The sequence below is a fragment of the Vibrio neptunius genome (assembly GCF_000967495.1).
GTDB classification, from domain to species: Bacteria; Pseudomonadota; Gammaproteobacteria; order Enterobacterales; family Vibrionaceae; genus Vibrio; species Vibrio neptunius.
Window position 1 is genome coordinate 92,714 of sequence record NZ_JXXU01000040.1, and the last position, 21,551, is coordinate 114,264.

The 21,551-nt window shown below is 44.9% G+C and carries 21 protein-coding genes and 1 other RNA gene; 7 read left to right on the forward strand and 15 right to left on the reverse strand.

Annotation, left to right across the window (positions count from 1 at the left end; genetic code table 11):
• From rsmH to rsmI, 3 genes are all read right to left on the reverse strand, one after another.
• Complete coding sequence (rsmH, locus tag TW84_RS13525; protein ID WP_045976167.1) at positions 1-951, reverse strand: 16S rRNA (cytosine(1402)-N(4))-methyltransferase RsmH; 951 nt, start codon at positions 949-951, stop codon at positions 1-3.
• Positions 952-1,135: 184 nt separating this feature from the next.
• Positions 1,136-1,526, reverse strand: an RNA gene (gene rnpB / locus TW84_RS23770) — RNase P RNA component class A.
• 250 nt (positions 1,527-1,776) lie between these two features.
• Complete coding sequence (gene rsmI / locus TW84_RS13530) at positions 1,777-2,640, reverse strand: 16S rRNA (cytidine(1402)-2'-O)-methyltransferase (protein ID WP_045976168.1); 864 nt, start codon at positions 2,638-2,640, stop codon at positions 1,777-1,779.
• A 63-nt stretch (positions 2,641-2,703) separates the two neighbouring features.
• Here rsmI and TW84_RS13535 point away from each other — a divergent pair, with 63 nt between their 5' ends.
• The 4 genes from TW84_RS13535 to TW84_RS13550 are packed head-to-tail and all read left to right on the forward strand — an operon-like array spanning position 2,704 to position 6,037.
• Positions 2,704-4,518, forward strand: a complete 1,815-nt coding sequence (locus TW84_RS13535) for a penicillin-binding protein activator (RefSeq protein ID WP_045976169.1) — start codon at positions 2,704-2,706, stop codon at positions 4,516-4,518.
• Positions 4,502-4,870 carry a YraN family protein gene (locus TW84_RS13540; RefSeq protein ID WP_045976170.1) on the forward strand — a complete coding sequence of 123 codons (369 nt, stop codon included), beginning with the start codon at positions 4,502-4,504 and terminating at the stop codon, positions 4,868-4,870. The genes TW84_RS13535 and TW84_RS13540 overlap by 17 nt, the downstream gene beginning before the upstream one ends.
• A gap of 3 nt (positions 4,871-4,873) precedes the next feature.
• Positions 4,874-5,464, forward strand: a complete 591-nt coding sequence (locus TW84_RS13545) for a phosphoheptose isomerase (protein WP_045976171.1) — start codon at positions 4,874-4,876, stop codon at positions 5,462-5,464.
• A 3-nt stretch (positions 5,465-5,467) separates the two neighbouring features.
• On the forward strand, positions 5,468-6,037 hold the full coding sequence (locus TW84_RS13550; protein ID WP_045976172.1) for a BON domain-containing protein: 570 nt from the start codon (positions 5,468-5,470) through the stop codon (positions 6,035-6,037).
• A 53-nt stretch (positions 6,038-6,090) separates the two neighbouring features.
• Here the strand turns inward: TW84_RS13550 and sspB are convergent, their stop codons facing one another.
• The 8 genes from sspB to zapE all read right to left on the reverse strand — a co-directional run bounded on the left by sspB (position 6,091) and on the right by zapE (position 12,420).
• Positions 6,091-6,582, reverse strand: a complete 492-nt coding sequence (gene sspB, locus TW84_RS13555) for a ClpXP protease specificity-enhancing factor (RefSeq protein WP_045976173.1) — start codon at positions 6,580-6,582, stop codon at positions 6,091-6,093.
• Between the two features lie 11 nt (positions 6,583-6,593).
• The gene (gene sspA, locus TW84_RS13560; RefSeq protein ID WP_045976174.1) at positions 6,594-7,229 is read right to left on the reverse strand and encodes a stringent starvation protein SspA; all 636 of its coding nucleotides are present in this window, start codon (positions 7,227-7,229) and stop codon (positions 6,594-6,596) included.
• 97 nt (positions 7,230-7,326) lie between these two features.
• Entirely contained in the window at positions 7,327-8,064 is a 738-nt protein-coding gene (locus TW84_RS13565) for a cytochrome c1 (RefSeq protein ID WP_045976175.1), read from the reverse strand.
• Positions 8,061-9,326, reverse strand: coding sequence for a cytochrome b (locus tag TW84_RS13570; RefSeq protein WP_045976176.1), 1,266 nt, complete (start codon positions 9,324-9,326; stop codon positions 8,061-8,063). Before TW84_RS13570 ends, TW84_RS13565 begins: the two co-directional genes overlap by 4 nt.
• Positions 9,326-9,919: a ubiquinol-cytochrome c reductase iron-sulfur subunit gene (gene petA / locus TW84_RS13575; RefSeq protein WP_045976177.1), complete on the reverse strand. Its 594-nt coding sequence runs from the start codon at positions 9,917-9,919 to the stop codon at positions 9,326-9,328. Before petA ends, TW84_RS13570 begins: the two co-directional genes overlap by 1 nt.
• 328 nt (positions 9,920-10,247) lie before the next feature.
• Complete coding sequence (gene rpsI / locus TW84_RS13580) at positions 10,248-10,640, reverse strand: 30S ribosomal protein S9 (protein ID WP_005436094.1); 393 nt, start codon at positions 10,638-10,640, stop codon at positions 10,248-10,250.
• Positions 10,641-10,655: 15 nt separating this feature from the next.
• Positions 10,656-11,084 (reverse strand): 50S ribosomal protein L13, encoded by a 429-nt coding sequence (gene rplM / locus TW84_RS13585; RefSeq protein ID WP_045976178.1) that lies wholly within the window; start codon positions 11,082-11,084, stop codon positions 10,656-10,658.
• A 232-nt stretch (positions 11,085-11,316) separates the two neighbouring features.
• A complete protein-coding gene (gene zapE, locus TW84_RS13590) occupies positions 11,317-12,420 on the reverse strand; it encodes a cell division protein ZapE (RefSeq protein ID WP_045976179.1) in 1,104 nt (367 codons plus the stop codon).
• Positions 12,421-12,572: 152 nt separating this feature from the next.
• Here zapE and zapG point away from each other — a divergent pair, with 152 nt between their 5' ends.
• The 3 genes from zapG to degS all read left to right on the forward strand — a co-directional run bounded on the left by zapG (position 12,573) and on the right by degS (position 15,706).
• Complete coding sequence (zapG, locus tag TW84_RS13595) at positions 12,573-13,031, forward strand: Z-ring associated protein ZapG (RefSeq protein WP_045976180.1); 459 nt, start codon at positions 12,573-12,575, stop codon at positions 13,029-13,031.
• A gap of 126 nt (positions 13,032-13,157) precedes the next feature.
• Positions 13,158-14,525, forward strand: a complete 1,368-nt coding sequence (locus TW84_RS13600; protein WP_045976181.1) for a DegQ family serine endoprotease — start codon at positions 13,158-13,160, stop codon at positions 14,523-14,525.
• A 113-nt stretch (positions 14,526-14,638) separates the two neighbouring features.
• Positions 14,639-15,706 carry an outer membrane-stress sensor serine endopeptidase DegS gene (gene degS / locus TW84_RS13605; protein WP_045976182.1) on the forward strand — a complete coding sequence of 356 codons (1,068 nt, stop codon included), beginning with the start codon at positions 14,639-14,641 and terminating at the stop codon, positions 15,704-15,706.
• A 44-nt stretch (positions 15,707-15,750) separates the two neighbouring features.
• On the opposite strand, the gene parC is transcribed toward degS, so the two are convergent.
• The 4 genes from parC to cpdA form a co-directional block, all read right to left on the reverse strand.
• Positions 15,751-18,021, reverse strand: coding sequence for a DNA topoisomerase IV subunit A (gene parC, locus TW84_RS13610; RefSeq protein WP_045976183.1), 2,271 nt, complete (start codon positions 18,019-18,021; stop codon positions 15,751-15,753).
• A 3-nt stretch (positions 18,022-18,024) separates the two neighbouring features.
• Positions 18,025-19,905: a DNA topoisomerase IV subunit B gene (gene parE / locus TW84_RS13615; RefSeq protein ID WP_045976184.1), complete on the reverse strand. Its 1,881-nt coding sequence runs from the start codon at positions 19,903-19,905 to the stop codon at positions 18,025-18,027.
• Positions 19,906-20,119: 214 nt separating this feature from the next.
• On the reverse strand, positions 20,120-20,701 hold the full coding sequence (yqiA, locus tag TW84_RS13620) for an esterase YqiA (protein WP_045976185.1): 582 nt from the start codon (positions 20,699-20,701) through the stop codon (positions 20,120-20,122).
• Positions 20,702-20,729: 28 nt separating this feature from the next.
• Positions 20,730-21,548 carry a 3',5'-cyclic-AMP phosphodiesterase gene (cpdA, locus tag TW84_RS13625; RefSeq protein ID WP_045976186.1) on the reverse strand — a complete coding sequence of 273 codons (819 nt, stop codon included), beginning with the start codon at positions 21,546-21,548 and terminating at the stop codon, positions 20,730-20,732.
• Positions 21,549-21,551: the final 3 nt, after the last annotated feature.

Here is a 21,551-nt window from a genome sequence, read left to right on the forward strand (position 1 = left end):
TCAGAGTTTCTCCGCAATACGCAGTACAGAGCTACGAGAGCGAGTATTGATATCAATTTCTAGCTTAGAAGGCTTAATTGCTTTTCCTATTGGTTTTAAGTTAGCACTACCTAGGGCTTTGATTTGTGCTTCTGTCATTGGAATTCCATGAGGGACTTCAGGACCTTTGCTCTCTTTGCGAATAAAGCGCTTCACCATGCGATCTTCAAGGGAGTGGAAACTGATCACGGACAGACGGCCTTCAGCAGCTAAAATACTAGCAGCGCCTTTTAACGCGGTATCGATTTCTTCAAGCTCACTATTGATGTAAATACGGAACGCCTGAAATGCACGCGTAGCTGGGTGTTTTTTCTCTTTAAAACTCTTTGGCGCCGCGTCGGAAATCAGCTTAGCAAGCTGACCTGTACGTAGCAGCGGTTCATTTTCTTCGTTTTCACGGTAAGCCACAATCGCTTTCGCAATTCGACGAGCATGTTTATCCTCACCAAACTCACGAATAACCCAAGTGATGTCATCTAGATCGGCTTCCATTAGCCACTGAGAAACAGGGATCCCTGATGTGGGATCCATGCGCATATCCAGCGGGCCATCTTTCATAAAACTGAAACCACGCTCAGCATCATCGAGCTGAGGAGATGAAACACCAAGATCAAGCAAGACACCATCAACTTGACCAACTAAGCCTCGCTCTTTTGCATACGTCGCCATGCCTGAGAAAGGGCCATGAATAATCGTAAATCTAGGATCATCGATCGTTTGAGCTTCTTCAATGGCTTGCGGATCACGATCGATACTAAAAAGACGACCATGCTCTCCCAGCTGAGAAAGGATTTGACGACTGTGCCCACCACGACCAAAGGTTCCGTCAATGTAGGTACCATCAGGCTTAATGGCTAAGCCATCGATAGATTCATGCAGTAATACAGAAATGTGCTTAAATTCTTCGGTCATGATTTTTTATCTCGCTCTCGCACCGCGCGCTCAAACTCTCCAGTGTACTGATTTAGAGGGTGATCGCCACCCATTGCAGACTGGAACACGTGATATTGCGCTAAGTTTAGTGCTTGCAGAATTAATTTCGTCAATAAAAAGCAAAAAACCCATCATAACGCTGAGGTTACGATGGGTTTCGAATAGGTGGAGCCGACATGTAAGCCGGGTTCTGTTCCGCTTATGCGGTGGTAGCCATTCGTCTAGGCCAGCAATCGCTCACTGGCTCAAGCAACCTACCCGCTTCCTTACGCGAGCAACGCAATGTGGAAGCCTATTTGGTCTTGCTCCGGGTGGAGTTTACCTTGCAGCGAACTGTTACCAGTCGCCCGGTGCGCTCTTACCGCACCCTTTCACCCTTACCTGTACCCTAAGGCCATCGGCGGTCTTCTCTCTGCTGCACTTGTCGTAGGCTTGCGCCTCCCAGGCGTTACCTGGCACCCTGCTCTATGGAGCCCGGACTTTCCTCCCCTTCATCAGTCTCCCCAACACAAGGCTAGGGACATCAATGAAGCAGCGACTACCCAGTCAACTCCGATGCGGATTGTATAGAGTTCAGAGAGCAGTGTCTAGCGAGATCACAGATTTGCTGACATGAGGGTGTTAACTGAGTAAAAAGCGTGCAGTTAATTGTCAATAATTGGTCATTCCATAGAGCGACGAAGGAGTGAGTAGGGAATCTCCAACCAAAATAGAGATCCCCAACTCGTTCGTGCCTCACTCTTGAGGATGACGATATGAAGTGACAACTAGTTATCAAACTCGATTGTCATTTCCTGGAGCGACTTAGTCTAGATTCTCCAACCCCCACTTATACAGGGCATTCTTTTTCAGGTTGTAGATTTCCGCTGCCATCGCTGCTGCTTTCTTTAATGGCAACTCTTTGGTCAAAATGGTTACCGTGCGCTGAACTTCTTCAGGGATAGAGTCATCTTCTGCTGCGCGGTAGCCATGGATCAGCAGTGCCATTTCACCACGTTGCTGGTTAGAGTCCGACTTGACCCATTCAACCAGTTCACCTAGCGGCATACCTTGGATGGTTTCGAAGGTTTTAGTCAGCTCCCGCGCTAATACCACTTCTCTGTCTGGACCCAAGATTTCAAGCATGTCGTCGAGTGAGTCTAAAATACGGTGTGGAGATTCATAGAAGACACAAGTACGCTCAACTTTAGCGATTTCAAGAAACTTATCCTTACGTCCTTTACTTTTAGCCGGCAAGAAGCCTTCAAAGCTAAAGCGGTCAGAGGGTAGACCTGACGCACTTAATGCGGTGATGACCGCGCAAGCGCCTGGTAACGGAACAACTTTGACTCCCGCCTGACGACATTGAGTCACAAGATGGTAACCTGGATCACTAATTAAAGGTGTACCTGCATCAGACACTAGGGCAATTGAGTGTCCGGATAATAACTTTTCGACCAACATTTGCGCTTTTTGCTGTTCATTATGGTCATGCAATGCAAAGGTTTTTGTCGGAATGCCGAAATGAGACAACAGTTTGCCAGTATGGCGAGTATCTTCGGCAGCAATGAGATCGACATCGGTTAAAACATCAAGTGCACGTTGAGTGATATCCCCTAAATTTCCAATTGGGGTTGGAACAATGTAGAGAGTTGGGACCTCAGTTGGTAAGGTTTTGTTATCTGTCATTTGTTTACCATCACTTCAACGATTAATATAGACACAATTTTATACGGAATTAGTTAATTACTCATGGCCATAAAAAACCAAAAGCGACTTAGTGTAACACGCTTACTGACTCCTGTAGCCCTCGCTGTCACACTAGCAGCCTGTTCTACAACCCCCTCAGCACCAACCAGTGTAGACATTACGCTCGATCCAAACCAGTCTATGCAGACTTATCTGATGCGAGCAGACAGTAGTGAAGGAAGTATTCAGAACGATTGGTTGGTTATGGCATTGAAAGCGGCCGTTGAGTCAAGTGACATTGCTCAGGCTAAGTTGCTACTCAAGCGACTAGCAAGACAAAACCTTTCCCATCTGCAACAAGCAGAATGGCAGCTCGCTAATGCTGAAGCTTTAATCAAACAAGAGCAATATGAGCAAGCACTGAACACACTTAAGTTCAAAACATCGTGGAAACTAGCCAATGAGCAGTGGAAAAGTTATCACCAGCTTCGTGCCAAGCTGTTCTCTCAACAAGGCCAGTACTTTGAAGCCGCTCGTGCATTAACTGAGTCAGCGGAGTTTGTTAAAGGTTCTGAGCAAGAAGTTATCGCACAAAGTGTGTGGAACAACCTGAGCCAATACAGTCAGTACCAGATCACTCAATTCTCTGCGGAGCCTGATGAAGCTGTTCTGGACGGTTGGCTGCAGTTAGCTATCTATACAAAAACATTATCCGGCAATATTCCTCAGCTTAAAAATACTCTCGAAAAGTGGTTGGAAGAAAATCCGGCTCACCCTGCAGCAGTTTACACGCCTAAAGCGATTAGCAATATTCTCGCTCTCGATATTGTAAAACCCGTCAGTACAGCCTTGCTTCTGCCTTTGTCTGGTAAATTCGCTAAACAAGCTCAGTTGATTCGTGATGGCTTCATCTTAGAAATGATGAACGACACGCAGCGCGATGAGAATGCTAATTTGACTGTCATTGATACCAATACCGTGACGCCAGAGCAGCTAGAGCAGACTTTAGTAGAGAAGAACATCGACTTTGTCGTTGGCCCACTCATCAAAAGCAACATTGAAAAGCTACAGCAAGCCCAAACCAGCTTTTCACGCCCACTGCCTACTTTAGCGTTAAATATTCCAGATGACCTAGAACCAGGCAATAACACTTGCTATTTAGCACTCTCACCAGAGCAAGAAGTTGCTCAAGCGGCAAAGCACCTGTTTGCTCAAGGCTACCGCTACCCATTGATTCTTGCCCCTCAAGGCAGGCTTGGTACACGTGTTGTTGAAGCTTTCGAAAAGGAATGGAAGCATTACAGTAAAGATAAAGTCGCAGTCAATCTGTTTGGCGACAAACGCCAGCTTCAACGTGATATTAATAAAGTCTTTGGCTTACAAGAAAGCCAACAGCATATCGCGCAGATGGAATCATTACTTAATATACCTCTAGAAAGCCAGCCGCGTAGCCGTCGTGATATAGATGCTGTATATATCGTCGCAGGTAGCTCCGAACTAACATTGATTAAGCCATTTATAGAAGTCGCAGTAAATCCAGATACTACGCCACCCAAACTGTTTTCAAATTCACGCAGTAATAGCGGGCGTCAACAATATGAAGATCTAACTGGAGTCATGTATAGTGACATCCCTCTTCTAATACAGCCAAATGCAGCACTAGAGGCTCAGATGGAACAACTTTGGCCGAAAGACTCTAATGCGGAGAAACGTCTTCAAGCTCTCGGAATGGATGCCTATTTACTCATGGAACAATTACCACAAATGAAAGTTGTCCTGGGTCATACTTTACAGGGTAATACCGGAGTACTGAGTATCAACGAAGACTGCGTAGTGCAACGAGAAATCAGCTGGGCTGAGCATGGCGTGGCTAAATAGACGTCATAGTGGCAAGCATTATGAAGCTCTGGCGGAGCAGTACTTGGTTCGTCAGGGCTTATCACCAATAGGAAGAAACTTCCATTCCAAAGGGGGTGAACTCGATCTTATAATGCTTGAAGGCTCAACAGTAGTTTTTGTTGAAGTACGCTATCGTGCAAGCCAACATTATGGTCATGCGGCAGAAACGGTCACTCCAAGTAAGATAAACAAACTCATTAACACAGCTAACGTCTGGTTGATGAAGCAAGGGAAATCTGTTCATACCACAGACTTTCGATTTGACTTGGTGGCGATGCACCAGCAAGGTAAACAAATCGAATGGATAAAAAACGCAATAACCCAAGGATAATCAATGCTAGACAGCATTAAAGACAGCTTCACTGAAAGTATTCAGATTCAAATCGCAGCAGCAGAAGCTCTGCCCGATGCAATTACCCACGCCGCCCAAGCAATGGTAGCGAGCTTATTAAACGGCAACAAGATCTTATGTTGTGGCAATGGAGGGTCGTCTTCTAATGCACAGCAGTTTGTATCTTGCCTCCTAAACCGTTTTGAAACTGAACGACCGAGTCTACCTGCTATGGCACTCACTGCCGACAATACAACGCTGACTGCCGTCGCCAATGATTACCATTATGAAGAGATCTTCTCAAAGCAGGTCAGAGCGTTTGGCCAAGCAGGAGACATTTTACTGGCTATATCGACCAGTGGTAACAGTAAGAACATCATCAAAGCTATGGAAGCGGCGGTTACACGTGACATGACGATAATTGCTTTCACAGGTAAAGACGGTGGTGAAATGGCTGGTCTGTTAGGTGAGAATGATGTTGAGATTCGGATTCCATCTCACAGAACCGCAAGGATCCATGAAGTGCATATGGTGACCCTCCACTGCTTATGCGATCTTATTGATCAAGTTCTATTTCCTGCGCACGAAGAGTAAGCTATGAAACACCTTAAAGCTTTTGTTATTACTTGTATTTTGCTAAGCACTACTGGATGTGCTGGCTTGTTTGTTGCCGGCGCCGCCACCACAGTTAACGTTGTGACTGACACTCGTACCACTCAAGAAATGTGGAACGACAATAACATCGAATTTGAAGTAGCCGGTCTGACGAACAAACCACCTTTTCAGCGCGAAGTCCGAATTACAGCAAGTTCTTATGATGGAACCGTAATACTAATGGGCCAAGCCAGCAATCAAGATCTACTCAATCAATTTGTTGCTACAATAAAAGACTTTAAAGGTGTGGAAAAAATCCATAATCAGGTTCGAATTAAAGCACCATTGTCCGTTGGCCAAATAAGTCACGACAGTTGGATCACAACTAAGGTCAAATCTGCTCTTCTAACAAATGGCCAACTGAATGGCGTGAAAGTAAAAGTCATTACTGAAGACAAAGAAGTGTTTTTGTTAGGCTACGTTTCTCCAGAGCAAGCGGCTATTGCAGTGGATGTTGCGCGAAACATTTCAGGGGTAAAACAAGTCATTAAGGCATTCAAGACTGGAAGCTAGTGTTATTTTATTACTCAATTTAAGACAAAAAAGCAGCGGTAACGCTGCTTTTTTCACTTTACAACTCTTAAGCTCGGACGACCTTTTGGTCTAGGTGGCTCATCATCTGGAGTGTTTTCTTCTTCTTTGTTACTAGGCTCTATAGCCAAAGATAACCCTGAATCATCTTCTGGTGAATCTTCAACTTCAAACACTTCTTCATCAAAGTCGTTCATGTATGCATCTTCGGGCTCAAACATAGTACCAGCACCGTTTTCACGCGCATAGATAGCTTGGACAGCATACAGTGGAACAATAACAGAATGAGGACGGCCAGAGAAACGAGCGTTAAAAGTGATTGCCTCGTTACCTAGCTCAAGGTTGCCTACTGCTCGTGGAGCAATGTTCAGAATAATTTGTCCATCTTGAACAAATTCAACTGGAACACGAACGCCAGGAAGGGTAGCGGCAACAACCAGATGAGGAGTCAAATCATTATCCACCAGCCAATCATAAAATGCTCTAAGCATATATGGTCGGCGTGGTGTCATTTTTTCTATGTCCATTTCGCTTCCAATTAGCGACTCAGACGCATTTCACGTTCAGCTTCTGTCAAAGAGGCTAAGAATGAATCACGCTCAAATACGCGGTTCATGTAAACCTTCAGCTCTTTAGAACCAGGACCGGCAAGTTCGATACCTAGCTGAGGCAAACGCCACAATAGTGGAGCTAAATAACAATCGATCAGACTGAACTCTTCGCTCATGAAGTATTCAAACTCTGCAAAGACAGGGCCAAGAGTCAGAAGGTCGTTACGTAGTTTGTTACGTGCAGCTTCAGCTTCTTCAGCATTGCCTTTCACCACTTTTTCTGCCAGTGAATACCAGTTTTTCTCAATACGATAAATCATCAAACGACTGTTACCACGAGCAACTGGGTAAACAGGCATTAATGGAGGATGAGGGAAACGCTCGTCCAGATATTCCATGATAATTTTTGAATCGTAAAGCGCTAGCTCGCGATCAACCAAGGTTGGCACTGATTTATACGGATTTAGCTCAATCAGCTCTGCAGGAAGATTCGCTTCGTCGACGAGTTCAACTTCGACACTCACCCCTTTTTCAGCTAGAACGATACGTACCTGATGGCTATACATATCAGATGCACTTGAAAATAGAGTCATCACAGAACGTTTATTGGCAGCTACAGCCATGGAGCCCTCCAGCACACTTACAGATATAAAAATAATGGAGGCTTAGCCTCCATTATCAACAATAAAAATTGGGAATTAGCACAGCATGATAGCACAATTAGTGCACATCACGCCAATACTCTTTCTTAAGTAGAACCACCACGATGGTGAAGATAACGAGAAATGCCATTACCCACCAACCAAGAGCATGACGCTCCAGTTTCACAGGGTCACCTGAGTACTCAAGGAAGTTCACCAGATCGCGAACTGCATCGTTATACTCTTCTTGGTTAAGCTCGCCAGTACCATCGCTTTCAACACCAACCACAACCTTATGCTCTTCGCCATCAACGATTTGAGTATCGTAAACTGGCTTGGGAATGCCCTGAAGCTCTTCCAATACATGCGGCATACCGACACTTGGGAAAACAATGTTGTTTACTCCAAATGGACGAGATGGGTCCTCATAGAAAGAACGTAAGTATGTATATAGCCAGTCAGAACCACGAACACGGGCAACTAGCGTCAAATCTGGTGGCGTTGCACCAAACCATTTCGCAGCTGATTTGTCCGGAATGGCGTTTTCCATTAGATCACCAACTTTCGCATTTGGGTCGAAAATCAGGTTTTCCTTTAGCAACTCAACTGGAATACCGATATCACGAGCAACACGCTCGTAGCGTTGGTACTGCGCTGAGTGACACCCGAAGCAGTAGTTCATAAACAGCTTGGCACCATTTTGTAGTGAAGCTTGGTCACTTAGGTCGTTGTTTGCTTTATCAAGCGGTACATTTGCGCCCGCTGCCATTGCCAGGGAAGGCAGCATTGCAAACAAAATTACAATCCATTTTTTCATTTGAATGTCACCCTTTCTGGTAGTGGCTTAGTCGCTTCGTTCTTACTGTAGAAGTACAGAAGGACGAAGAACATGAAGTAAGCTAAGCTAAAGATCTGAGCTAATAGCGTGTATGTTGGCGTCGCTGGAAGCGCACCAAGAACACCTAGGGCAATAAAGCTGATCGTAAACTGGATGATATTGAATAAATGGAACTTACTGCGGTAGCGGTAAGAGCGAACTTTACAACGGTCTAGCCATGGTAGAACAAACAACACGACAATAGATGCTCCCATTGCGATAACACCTAGCAACTTATCAGGAACCGCACGTAGAATCGCGTAGAACGGTGTGAAGTACCATACTGGTGCAATGTGCTCTGGTGTTTTCAGTGGGTTAGCAGCTTCAAAGTTAGGCGGCTCAAGGAAGTATCCACCCATTTCTGGATTGAAGAACAACACGTAACAGAACAGGAATAAGAATCCTGCGACACCAACCATATCCTTCACCGTACCATAAGGATGGAAAGGAATAGAATCAATAATGTCGTATTTCTTAGTGTAATCTTTGTGGAATGGGAACTGAGTTTTGTAGCCGTCGCCCATCGAGCCTTTAGGTAGCTTAGTTTCGATACCATCTGGGTTGTTAGACCCTACTTCATGCAAAGCCAATACGTGTAGAACGATAAGCAGCAGAAGTACGATAGGAAGTGCGATAACGTGCAGTGCAAAGAAGCGGTTCAGAGTAGCGCCTGAGATAACGTAGTCACCACGAATCCATAACGTTAGGTCATCACCAATAACCGGAATCGCACCAAACAGTGAAATGATTACCTGTGCACCCCAGTAAGACATCTGACCCCATGGAAGTAAGTAGCCCATGAAAGCTTCAGCCATCAACACAAGGAAGATAAGCATACCGAAAATCCACAGAAGCTCACGAGGCTTCTGATAAGAACCATAAATCAGGCCTCGGAACATGTGTAGGTAGACAACAACGAAGAACGCAGACGCGCCCGTTGAGTGCATATAACGGAGTAGCCAACCGTACTCTACGTCACGCATGATGTATTCGATAGAAGCAAACGCGCCATCGCCAGATGGAACGTAGTTCATTGTTAACCAGATACCCGTTAGGATTTGGTTAACCAACACAAGCATTGCTAGTGAGCCGAACAGATACCAAAAGTTAAAGTTCTTCGGCATCGGATACTCAGAAAGGTGCTTTTTGTACGCATTCATTGCGGGTAGACGTTTTTCTACCCAATCAAGTAGAGCTTGCATTATGCCTCCCCTTCTTCGTCAACACCAATAATAATCTTAGTATCACTCAGGTACATGTGCTTCGGAACAACCAAATTAAGTGGAGCAGGTACACCTTGGAATACACGACCAGCCATATCAAACTTGGAGCCATGGCAAGGACAGAAGAAACCTGATTTAACACCCTGAACCTGTTCACTGAAACTGTCCGGTAAATAAGTTGGTGAACAACCAAGGTGGGTACAGATACCTACAGCAACAAAGTACTCAGGCTTGATAGAACGGTAGGCATTTTGAGCATATGCTGGTTGCTGCTCTTCACCTGATGCTGGGTCACGAAGCTGACCATCGATACTTTTCAGCGCGTCTACAATGGATTGTGCACGGCGGACAACCCACACAGGTTTACCACGCCATTCGACACGAACCATCTGCCCTTCTTCAAGTTTACCGATATCAACTTCAACAGGGGCACCCGCAGCTTTTGCTTTTTCACTTGGGTTCCAAGATTTAATAAAAGGAACGGCGACAGCAGCTGCTCCGAGACCACCCACAACCGCGGTTGTAGCTGTCAAGAAACGTCTGCGACCGTTATTTAAAGGCGCATTGCTCATCCAAACATTCTCCCATTTGCTCCTTTTGGATTATTATTATTCCGCTTAAAGAGCATGGCTAACAAAATACGAATTTAGTTGTATTTATTTGATGGCAAATGATAAATAAAACCCTACTTTTTGACAAGATAAAGCTACCTTTTTGTAACAACCGTGAAGTAAATCGCCTATGAGGTCACAAAAGGGGAATATGTCAGATAAAAGTTAGTGAAACGGGTCTGGGAGAAGGGATTCTTTTGCTGAGAAAAACAAAAAGCCTGGCAAGAAGCCAGGCTTTTGGGACCACATTCCGGTGAGAACACCGAAGGCCAATCTTTTCGAAAAAAGATTAACGCTTAGAGAACTGTGGACGACGACGTGCTTTACGTAGACCAACTTTCTTACGTTCAACGCAACGAGCGTCACGAGTAACGTAACCAGCGGCACGTAGAGTAGGACGTAGAGACTCATCGTATTCCATTAGAGCGCGAGTGATACCGTGACGGATAGCACCTGCTTGACCAGAAATACCGCCACCTTTAACAGTAACGTATAGGTCTAGTTTCTCAGTCAATTCAACTAGCTCTAGAGGCTGTTTAACAACCATACGAGAAGTTGGACGACCGAAGTACTCATCAAGGCTACGCTTGTTGATTACGATGTTGCCGCTGCCTGGTTTGATGAAAACACGTGCAGCTGAGCTTTTGCGACGGCCAGTGCCGTAGTATTGATTCTCTGCCATTTTCGAAATCCCCGATTAGATGTCTAGTACTTGTGGTTGTTGAGCAACATGGTTGTGCTCAGCACCAGCGTAAACTTTCAGTTTACGGTACATAGCACGGCCTAGAGGACCACGTGGTAGCATACCTTTAACTGCTAGTTCAATCGCCATCTCTGGCTTACGATCAATTAGCTTCTCGAAGCTGATTGATTTTAGGCCGCCAGGGAATTCAGTGTGACGGTAGTAAATCTTACCTTTAGCTTTGTTACCAGTTACAGTAACTTTCTCCGCGTTTACAACGATGATGTAATCACCAGTGTCAACGTGTGGAGTGTACTCAGCTTTATGTTTGCCACGTAGGCGAGATGCAATTTCACTTGCTAGACGACCAAGAGTTTTACCTTCAGCGTCTACAACGTACCAGTCGCGTTTTACAGTTTCTGGTTTAGCAACGAAAGTTTTCATGCTAATAATAACCCGTTAATTTAAATTTACACTTCAGGAGCATTGCTCCCACTGACTAAGAGCCCAGTCATCACCCCTTCGAGTGGATGGCACTCTCGACCCTAGATCCGCTATGGATTTGGTCTGCAGTAACGGTGGGTCGCAGGATTATAGAGAAGTCAGTTGAAAAAATCACCTCTTTTCGGATAAAAAGTTTAATTTTTTTTCAGTCCTCGTAGAAACACCCAACGCCTTATGCCAAATGCTCTTTCGCTAGATAATCATGGCTTTGCATTTCGATCAATCGAGACTGGCAACGTTTGAATTCAAATTCCAATTGTCCCTGAGTGTATAACTCCTCTAACGGTACTTGTGCTGAGATAATCAATTTGACGTTTCGCTCATAGAACTCGTCTACCAGCGCAATGAAACGACGAGCTGCGTCGTCGCTTGCTCTCCCCATTTGTTGTACATCGGCAAGTAGCACCGTATTGTAAATTCTTGATAATTCAATATAGTCATTCTGACTTCTGGCCGATTGACATAACTGACTAAAAGTGGCGTGCAATACCCCTTCGTAAGAATTCACGATTTCTATCTGACGATGATTAATGTCTATGCTTTTGTCACCCTGCTTGTTTTCACCAACAAGCTGTTCAAAGTAATGGCACAGGTTGGTGTTGGCCTTAGTATCTAATGGGAAATGGTAAATCTCTGCTTGTTCCAATGTTCTTAGTCGGTAATCTATACCGCTGTCTACATTCAGTATCCGGCAATTAGCATTGATTAACTCAATGGCTGGTAAGAAACGTACTCTTTGTAAACCATTTCGGTAAAGATCTTGAGGTGGGATATTAGACGTAGCTACAAGCACTACACCACGCTTAAACAAGGCTTGGAATAAAGTACCTAAAATCATTGCATCAGTGATATCTGAAACAAAAAACTCATCAAAACAGATAATTTCTGCTTCTGATTTAAACTTATCCGCCACTAACTCCAGAGGATCATTAACCTCCCCCAATGTGTTCAGCTCATCATGTACTCGATACATAAATCGGTGAAAGTGTACCCGCATTTTTTTTTCACAGGGCAAAGCTTCATAAAACGTATCCATTAAATACGTTTTTCCACGCCCTACCCCACCCCAAAAATACAACCCCTTAGGGGCGACAGGTAACGAGGCTGTTTTACCGAACCAACTCTTCCACCTCGCAACAGGTTCAACTGAGGTGTTTACGTATTGAACAAATTCATGGTAGAGATTATCCAAAGCTGTCACTGCTTGAAGCTGCGCTTCATCTTGTTGAAAGCCATGTTCTTTTACATCTTTTGTATAGATCTCTAAGGGTGTCATCACTTCACTCACGTGCTATAGAAGGATTGAAACTGCTATGCAGAGCACACGCATTTTTCTTTATCGTCTCGAATTCTCATAGTAACATGTCCGATGAGCATGTGTAACCAGCCGGTAAAAAACATGTTAAATAACAATGATAAGGAGCGAATATGCCTTGGATTTATGCCCTCGTAGGTTTGCTTGTTGGCGCTGTTTTAGGAATCATCATCTCGCGCATTTCCACTCCGGGATACAAAAAACAGAAGACCATCCAGAAAGACTTAGAAACTGCTAAGTTCGAGCTTGAGCAACAAAAACAAGATCTTGCCGATCATTTTGCTCAGACAGCCGAAATGTTAGATTCACTAGGTAAGGAATACACTAAGCTGTACCAACATATGACGAAAACGTCTGCAGAACTGTTGCCAAACATTCCTGAGCAAGACAATCCGTTCAATAAAAAAGTCGCGGATCAATCTCAAACTGAACAGTCCGCTGAGCCCAAACAACCATCACAGGCGTTTAGTGAAGCACCTAAAGATTACGTTTCAGGAGCAACGGGCATGTTAGCAGAAGAGGAAAAAGAAGTTCTCGACTCAGCACAGGCAGTAACTGCAAAAGCGTCGTAGTTCTATTTCACTTCTTGCTGAACTTTGCAAAGGTTTTTGAGTCATAACTCCCATAAGTGTCGATTGATTTCTTATTTTTCAAACAAATATTGAATCTCAGGCCTTAACTTAACTAGGAGTTATCAGATGAAAAAACCTTTGCTTGCTTTAACCGTCCTGTCTTTAAGCTTAAGTTCAATCATCACCCCCATACAAGCTACAGCGGCTCTCCCTCTATCTGTTGATGGAGAACAATTACCTAGCCTTGCACCAATGCTTGAAACCGTAACCCCTGCGGTGGTCAGTATTTCAGTAGAAGGCACTCAAGTATCTAAGCAACGTATTCCCGAGCAGTTCCGTTTCTTCTTCGGGCCTGAATTTCCAACAGAACAATTGCAAGAACGTCCATTTAGAGGGCTCGGTTCCGGGGTTATCGTTAATGCAGAAAAAGGCTATGTGGTCACCAACTACCATGTCATTAATGGCGCAGAAAAAATTCGCGTTAAACTGCATGATGGCCGTGAGTACGATGCTGAGCTAGTTGGCGGAGACCAGATGTCAGATGTCGCTCTTCTGCAACTTGAGAAAGCTAAAAACTTAACGGAAATTAAGATTGCAGATTCCGATGCTTTGCGTGTCGGTGACTTCGCTGTCGCGATTGGTAACCCATTCGGCTTAGGTCAAACAGTAACTTCAGGTATTGTCTCTGCGTTAGGTCGAAGTGGTTTAAATATCGAAAACTTCGAGAACTTCATCCAGACCGATGCAGCCATTAACAGCGGCAACTCAGGTGGTGCTCTGGTTAATCTGAAAGGTGAACTGATTGGTATCAATACTGCGATTCTGGGTCCAAACGGTGGCAACGTTGGGATAGGTTTTGCCATTCCATCTAACATGATGACAAACCTCACCGACCAAATCTTAGAGTTTGGTGAAGTCAAGCGCGGAATGCTCGGTGTACAAGGGGGAGAGATCACTTCCGAACTTGCGGACGCTCTGGGTTATGAATCAAGTAAAGGGGCTTTTGTCAGCCAAGTGGTTCCAGACAGCGCTGCTGACAAAGCAGGCATTAAAGCTGGCGACGTCATTGTTTCTGTCAACGGCAAAGAGATTCACTCGTTTAGTGAGCTGCGAGCTAAGGTCGCAACACTCGGTGCTGGCAAAAAGATCTCACTCGGAATTATCCGTGATGGCAAAAAAGAGAACTTTGAGGTCACCCTAGGCGAGCAACAAAACGTGAAAGCATCAGCAGATAAACTGCACGAAGGGCTTTCTGGTGCTGAGTTAACCAACACAACATCGAGTGACTCAGTCCAAGGCATAAAAGTCGCTTCAGTAGAAAAAGGCTCGAAAGCTGAGGCTTATCAACTTGCAAAAGGAGACATTATCATTGGTGTAAACCGTAAGCGTGTCAAAAACCTTGCAGAGTTCAGAAAAGTCCTTGAAAAACAACCTGGTGTTTTAGCTTTAAACATTCAGCGCGGTGAACGTACGATTTATTTGGTTGTGCGTTAAAAACAAAAAATCCATGTCAAAGGACGGTAGGATCTTCTACCGTCCTTTTATTATTTTCTCATCTAATGCTATCCTTTCGCCACTTGTCTGAATTTTGAAGTGGTTAGGAAAATATGCTGCAATTCTTGTTGCGTTCAATCGGTTTAGGGTTGGCGACAGCTGCTCTGTTACTATTAGCTATCCCCTCTCTACGTTCCAGTATTCTTCCTCAGACTTTCAGCAATGAAATCAATATCACTTCAGCTCAAGAGATATCCTTTAATGGTGCGGTGCGAAAAGCAGCCCCTGCCGTAGTAAATATATACAGCCGAAAATACACGGAAGACGATCGTTCTAAACTCCTGACTCAAGGGCTGGGCTCTGGAGTCATCGTTAGTGAAAAAGGCTACATCATAACCAACTACCATGTCGTCGCTCAGGCTGATCAGATTGTAGTAGCACTTCAGGATGGACGGGTAGCTGCCGCTCAATTAGTGGGTACTGACAAACGTACTGACATCGCGATTTTGCGTGTCGAAGGCAGCAATCTCCCCGTGATACCACTCAATCCTAATTACACTCCAACCGTAGGCGATGTGGTTCTTGCTATTGGTAACCCATACAATCTAGGTCAAACGACAACCTTTGGAATTGTTTCTGCGACTGGCCGTTCTTCCATTAGTGCAGGTGGACTACAAGGCTTTATTCAGACTGACGCGGCGATCAATGAAGGTAATTCTGGAGGGGCGTTAGTCAATACAAGAGGAGAGTTAGTTGGGATCAATACAGCCTCATTCCAGCAAGCAACTGAACTAGAAACCTACGGCATTTCTTTTGCTATTCCATACGCGCTGGCAAATAAGATCATGCAGAAGATCATTGCCGACGGTCGTGTTATCCGAGGCTATATAGGTATCGACGGTCAAGATATTAATTCCGTCACCTCTCGTTTATTGGGTAATGAGCATTTGGGCGGCATTGTTGTATTAGGCGTTGACCCTAACGGACCTGGTGCAGACGCAGGATTTCAGGCTCAGGACATTATTCTTAAAATCGATGGACAAAGAATTAATGGTCGTCAAAGCGTAATGGATATTGTCACTGAATTGAGACCAGGGACTAGCGTCGATGTACTGATTCTACGTAAGGGTAAAGAACAAACACTTAACGTTATGATTGCAGAAGACACTCAAAAGATTTAAACATTGAATAAAAAATCCCATACTTTCTAGTATGGGATTTGTTTTTACTCGCTGTCTTGCTCCATTGTAGAGCCTTCGATTTCTATGCGTGTTACTCTTTGTAATCCTCTAGGTAGTAGACTGCCTCGACGGCCTCGCTCACCACGGAAGTTGTCCAGATCGGCGCTCTTCAAACCTAGCTTACGCTTACCCGCATAAAGAGTGACTGAAGCTCCTTGAGGCAAGGATATCAAATGTGATACCACCTCTTCGCGTTCTTTGGCTTTAGCAGCAGGAATATTGATAATCTTATTACCCTTACCTTTACCCAATTGAGGAAGATCCTTGATAGGGAATAACAGCATTCGACCTTGGTTGGTGATCGCTAAAATTTCATCATTATCTAGATCACTAATGGTGTCAGGTGTAATCACTTCCGAGTTTTGTGGTAATGTAACCAGTGCTTTACCACTACGGTTTTTTGATAAAAGATCACTGCCTTTACAAACGAAACCATAGCCAGCATCAGAACCCACTAACCACAATTGTTCTTCTTCCCCCATTACCACATGACGGATATTAGTTCCTGCACTAATGTTAAGACGCCCAGTAATCGGCTCGCCCTGACTACGGGCTGACGGTAGAGAATGCGACTCGAGTGAATAGCTTCGACCATCACTGCCGAGGAAAACGGCCTGCTGATTACTCTTACCGCGAGCATGAGCAAGGTATTTATCACCCGACTTATAGTTCAGGCCATCCGCATCAACATCATGTCCTTTAGCATGACGAATCCAACCTTTCTCAGAAAGCACAACCGTAATTGGTTCACTAGGGACTAAGTCACGCTCTGTTAGCGCCTTGGCTTCTGCGCGCTCAACCATTGGCGAACGGCGATCATCACCATACTTGTCTGCGTCCGCTTTGATTTCTTTCTTCAGAAGCGTATTGAGACGTCGCTCAGAACCTAATAGTTGCTCTAGCTTTTCACGCTCTTTTTCTAGCTCTTCCTGCTCTCCACGAATCTTCATCTCTTCCAATTTCGCTAAGTGGCGAAGCTTGGTATCGAGAATCGCATCGGCTTGAATATCAGTAATACCAAAACGTTCCATCAGCACCGCTTTAGGATCGTCTTCAGTACGAATAATCTCAATCACCTCATCAAGGTTAAGGTATGCAACCAACAAACCTTCCAAGATGTGCAAGCGAGCCATAACTTTATCTAAACGGTGTTGCAAACGACGACGTACAGTCGCACGGCGGAATTCGATCCATTCAGAGAGAATTTGAACGAGCCCTTTCACCTGAGGGCGGTTGTCTAAACCAATCATGTTTAGGTTTACACGGAAGTTCTTTTCAAGATCGGTTGAGGCAAATAGATGGTTCATCAACTGGTCACAGTCAACGCGGTTTGAACGCGGCACCACCACGATACGAGTCGGATTCTCGTGATCGGATTCATCACGCAGATCGTCAACCATAGGCAGCTTTTTAGCACGCATTTGGTTAGCGATTTGCTCTAGTAACTTAGCGCCGGACACTTGGTGTGGCAGAGCGGTAATGACGATCTCTGAACCTTCTTTATGCCACACAGCACGCATTTTAATGCTGCCGCGACCAGTACGATAAATCTTCTCTAAGTCTGCTTTAGGCGAAATGATCTCTGCTTCTGTTGGGTAATCAGGCCCTTGAACAAAGTTCATTACGTCTGCAAGTTCAGACTTTGGATTGTCGATAAGGTGAATCGTTGCTTCCGCCACTTCACGTACGTTGTGTGGTGGAATATCCGTGGCCATACCTACCGCAATACCTGTCACACCGTTAAGCAGGATGTGAGGTAAACGTGATGGCAACATTTGCGGCTCTTTCATTGTGCCGTCAAAGTTCGGCTGCCATTCCACGGTGCCTTGACCTAGCTCGCCAAGCAAAACTTCCGCAAACTTAGATAGTTTGGCTTCGGTATAACGCATCGCCGCGAACGATTTAGGATCATCAGGCGCACCCCAGTTCCCTTGACCATCTACGAGCGGATAGCGATATGAAAATGGCTGAGCCATCAATACCATAGCTTCGTAACAAGCAGAGTCCCCGTGAGGATGGTATTTACCCAACACGTCACCAACAGTACGTGCTGATTTTTTGTATTTTGCCGCTGCCGAAAGGCCAAGCTCCGACATTGCGTAGATAATACGACGCTGAACCGGCTTTAAACCGTCACCAATATATGGCAACGCGCGATCCATAATGACGTACATCGAATAATTGAGATAAGCGTCTTCGGTGAACTTGCGCATTGGCAACTGTTCAACGCCATCAAATGTGATTTCAGTAGACATCTGTTAAACCTCTGCCATGTCGCCGTTGTTTTGTAACCAAGAGCGACGATCATCAGCACGCTTCTTACCAAGCAGCATATCCATCATTTCCATGGTGGCTTGGTTGTCATCAATGGTTAGCTGAACTAAGCGACGAGTATTTGGATCCATCGTCGTTTCACGAAGTTGCAGTGGGTTCATCTCACCCAAACCTTTGAATCGCTGTACGTTGATTTTTGCTTTCTTCTTCGACAAGCGCTCTAGAATGCCTTCTTTTTCATCGTCATCAAGGGCATAGAATACTTCCTTACCACAGTCGATACGATAGAGCGGTGGCATGGCTACATAAATATGACCCGCTTCAACGAGAGAACGGAAATGACGCGTAAATAGGGCGCATAGTAGCGTTGCGATATGCAGACCATCCGAGTCCGCATCGGCAAGGATACAGATCTTACCGTAGCGAAGACCTTCAAGATTCTCGCTATCTGGATCAATACCTAGTGCCACTGAGATATCATGGACTTCTTGAGAAGCAAGTACCTGATCAGGAGAGACTTCCCACGTATTAAGAATTTTACCGCGTAGTGGCATTACCGCTTGGAACTCACGGTCACGAGCTTGCTTAGCTGAACCACCTGCCGAGTCACCCTCGACGAAGAAGATTTCAGTGCGGTTTAAATCTTGAACCGAACAATCCGTCAGTTTGCCTGGTAGAGCTGGGCCTGAAGCCACTTTTTTACGCACCACCTTCTTACTTGCACGCATACGGCGGTGAGCGTTAGCAATACAGACTTCAGCCAGCTGTTCAGCAAGTTGTGGTTTTTCATTTAGCCATAAGCTGAATGAATCCTTCACGACTCCAGAAACAAATGCAGCGGTTTGACGTGAAGAGAGACGCTCTTTAGTCTGACCAGCAAATTGGGGATCCTGCATCTTAACCGACAACACGTACGAACAGCGATCAAATACATCATCCCCCGTAAGCTTAACGCCACGTGGCAACAGGTTGCGGAATTCACAGAACTCTCGCATAGCATCAAGCAAACCTTGGCGCAGACCATTGACGTGGGTACCACCTTGTGCGGTAGGAATGAGGTTAACGTAGCTTTCGGTGATCATCTCACCACCTTCTGGCTGCCAAATGACAGCCCAGTTTGCGGCTTCTGTTTCAGCAGAAAATTCGCCAGTAAATGGCTCTTCAGGCAAAACTGTATAGCCTTTCACGCCTTCCGCAAGATAATCTTTGAGACCATCTTCATACAACCATTTATGCTCGTTACCATTGACCTTATCAGAGAACGTGATTTCCAGTCCTGGACAAAGCACAGCTTTGGCTCGAAGGTTGTTAATCAGTCGGGTGACTGAGAAGTTTGCCGAGTCAAAGTACTTAGCGTCCGGCCAGAAGTGAACGCTAGTACCTTTGTTACGGCGTCCACAAGTCCCTGTCACGGTTAAATCAGAAACCTTATCACCATGTTCAAATGCAATGTCATACACCTGACCATCACGGCGCACCGTCACTTCCACACGCTTAGACAAGGCGTTCACCACGGAGATACCTACCCCGTGCAGACCACCAGAGAATTGATAGTTTTTATTCGAGAACTTACCACCTGCGTGAAGCTTACATAGAATAAGCTCCACACCAGAGACTTTCTCTTCTGGGTGGATATCAACGGGCATGCCTCGACCATCATCGGTCACTTCAAGTGACTGGTCAGCATGGAGAATTACTTGAACTTTTGAAGCGTGTCCGGCGAGCGCTTCATCGACACTGTTATCGATGACTTCTTGTCCCAAATGGTTAGGACGCGCGGTATCCGTATACATCCCTGGTCGGCGACGTACTGGCTCCAAACCATTAAGAACCTCAATGGCTCCTGCATTATATTGTTCAGTCATAATACGGAATTTCGTTATATAAAATAAATGGGTTACTGAGCCAGCAATTTTTTGTTCTTTTTATCAATGAGCCTAAAAAGTAGCAAAAACGGCCAAACTCTCGTCGTTCTGAATCCAGCTCAGTACAGGTGAAACATAGTCTGGAAGAGAGGCAATGATGTCAAGCGGGATAACGAAGTAACCACTAAAATTATGACTCTTCCCTCAAGGAGTGCTAGAGCTGAAGAAATTCGATAATTTGTTGGGGGTAGCGTTCGAAGTTAATAAAACTATGATCCCCTCCTTCTTCAACAGTTTGCTTAGCTCCTAAAAATTTATCGACTGCCTGATGATAATCCAGCACTTCATCCTTAGTTTGCTGCAAAAGCCAGAAATCCTGAGGTCGCTTGATTGAAGGTGTATCCAACACTTTAAGCTCATCAATGTGTCTATCTTCTAAAACATAACGTTGATGTGTATAGGGATTTTCTTGTTCACCTAAGTAATCAGCGAGCAATTCATAAGGTTTTACTGCTGGGTTAACAACCACAGCTCTGAAGCCAAATTGAGCATTCAGCCACATAGACATGTATCCCCCAAGAGAGCTGCCAATCAAACCAATACGATATTCATTGATATGTTGTTCAATAATGTCCAATAAACACTCAGCGGCTTGTTTCGGGAAGCACGGTAGCTGAGGCACAACCACCTTAATATCAGGATGATATTGCTTACAATACTCCTTCATAACAGTAGCTTTATGAGACAAAGGAGAACTGTTAAAGCCATGAATATAAAGAAGTAATGAAGGTCGCATAGAGATCCTTAGTAAGAAGAATTCAAGTTTAATAGCCCGTTGAATGAAAATCAGGTTGGAAGCTACCCACAGGTAGCCGTTTCACTTCAGTCTCGACAGTACCGTCGTCGTGTAACAGAAGTTCACGCCAACCTGGAGCCTGATTATCTAAAGCAAAATCATCGCAGTGTGGTTTGAACTGAACGCAGGTGGATGGCGTTGCCATAACACGAACGCCTTTACGAACGACATTCATATCTTGATGCACATGACCACATAAGACAGCTTTAACGTTATTATGTTTATCAAGGATTTGCCATAAATCTTCTGAATCTTTCAAGGTGTGCTGATCTAGCCAAGCACTACCAACCAGTATAGGATGATGATGAAGTAAAATCAGGGTGTAGCGTTGAGGGTACTGAGCGAGTTTTTCCTCAAGAAGCATAAGCTGCTTGTCGCTCAAACGACCATGCGGTACACCTGCAACCTGAGAGTCAAGCACAATCATCTGCCATTGTTCACCCAACAGTGCATGTTCAATTTGCTGAATTTGCGGAGAAGGTATCACTGATGTCATGCTCGGTTTGAAATCATGATTACCCGGCAACCAGAAACATTTTTTCTTGAGTGGGATAATACCTTTCTCAAACCGTTGGTAAGAAGCTTCGCTATGATCTTGTGAAATATCCCCTGTCGCCAAAATGGCATCATAGGCAGGATTTTCTTCGACAATAGCGTCAATGACAGCTTTGAAACTGTCGCCTGTATTCACACTCAAAAGGCTTCCATCTGCTGCTTCAAATAGATGAGTATCTGTAATCTGGAGCAGCCTAATGCTGCTATCTGATGAGCTTGACGTTACTTTCAAAAC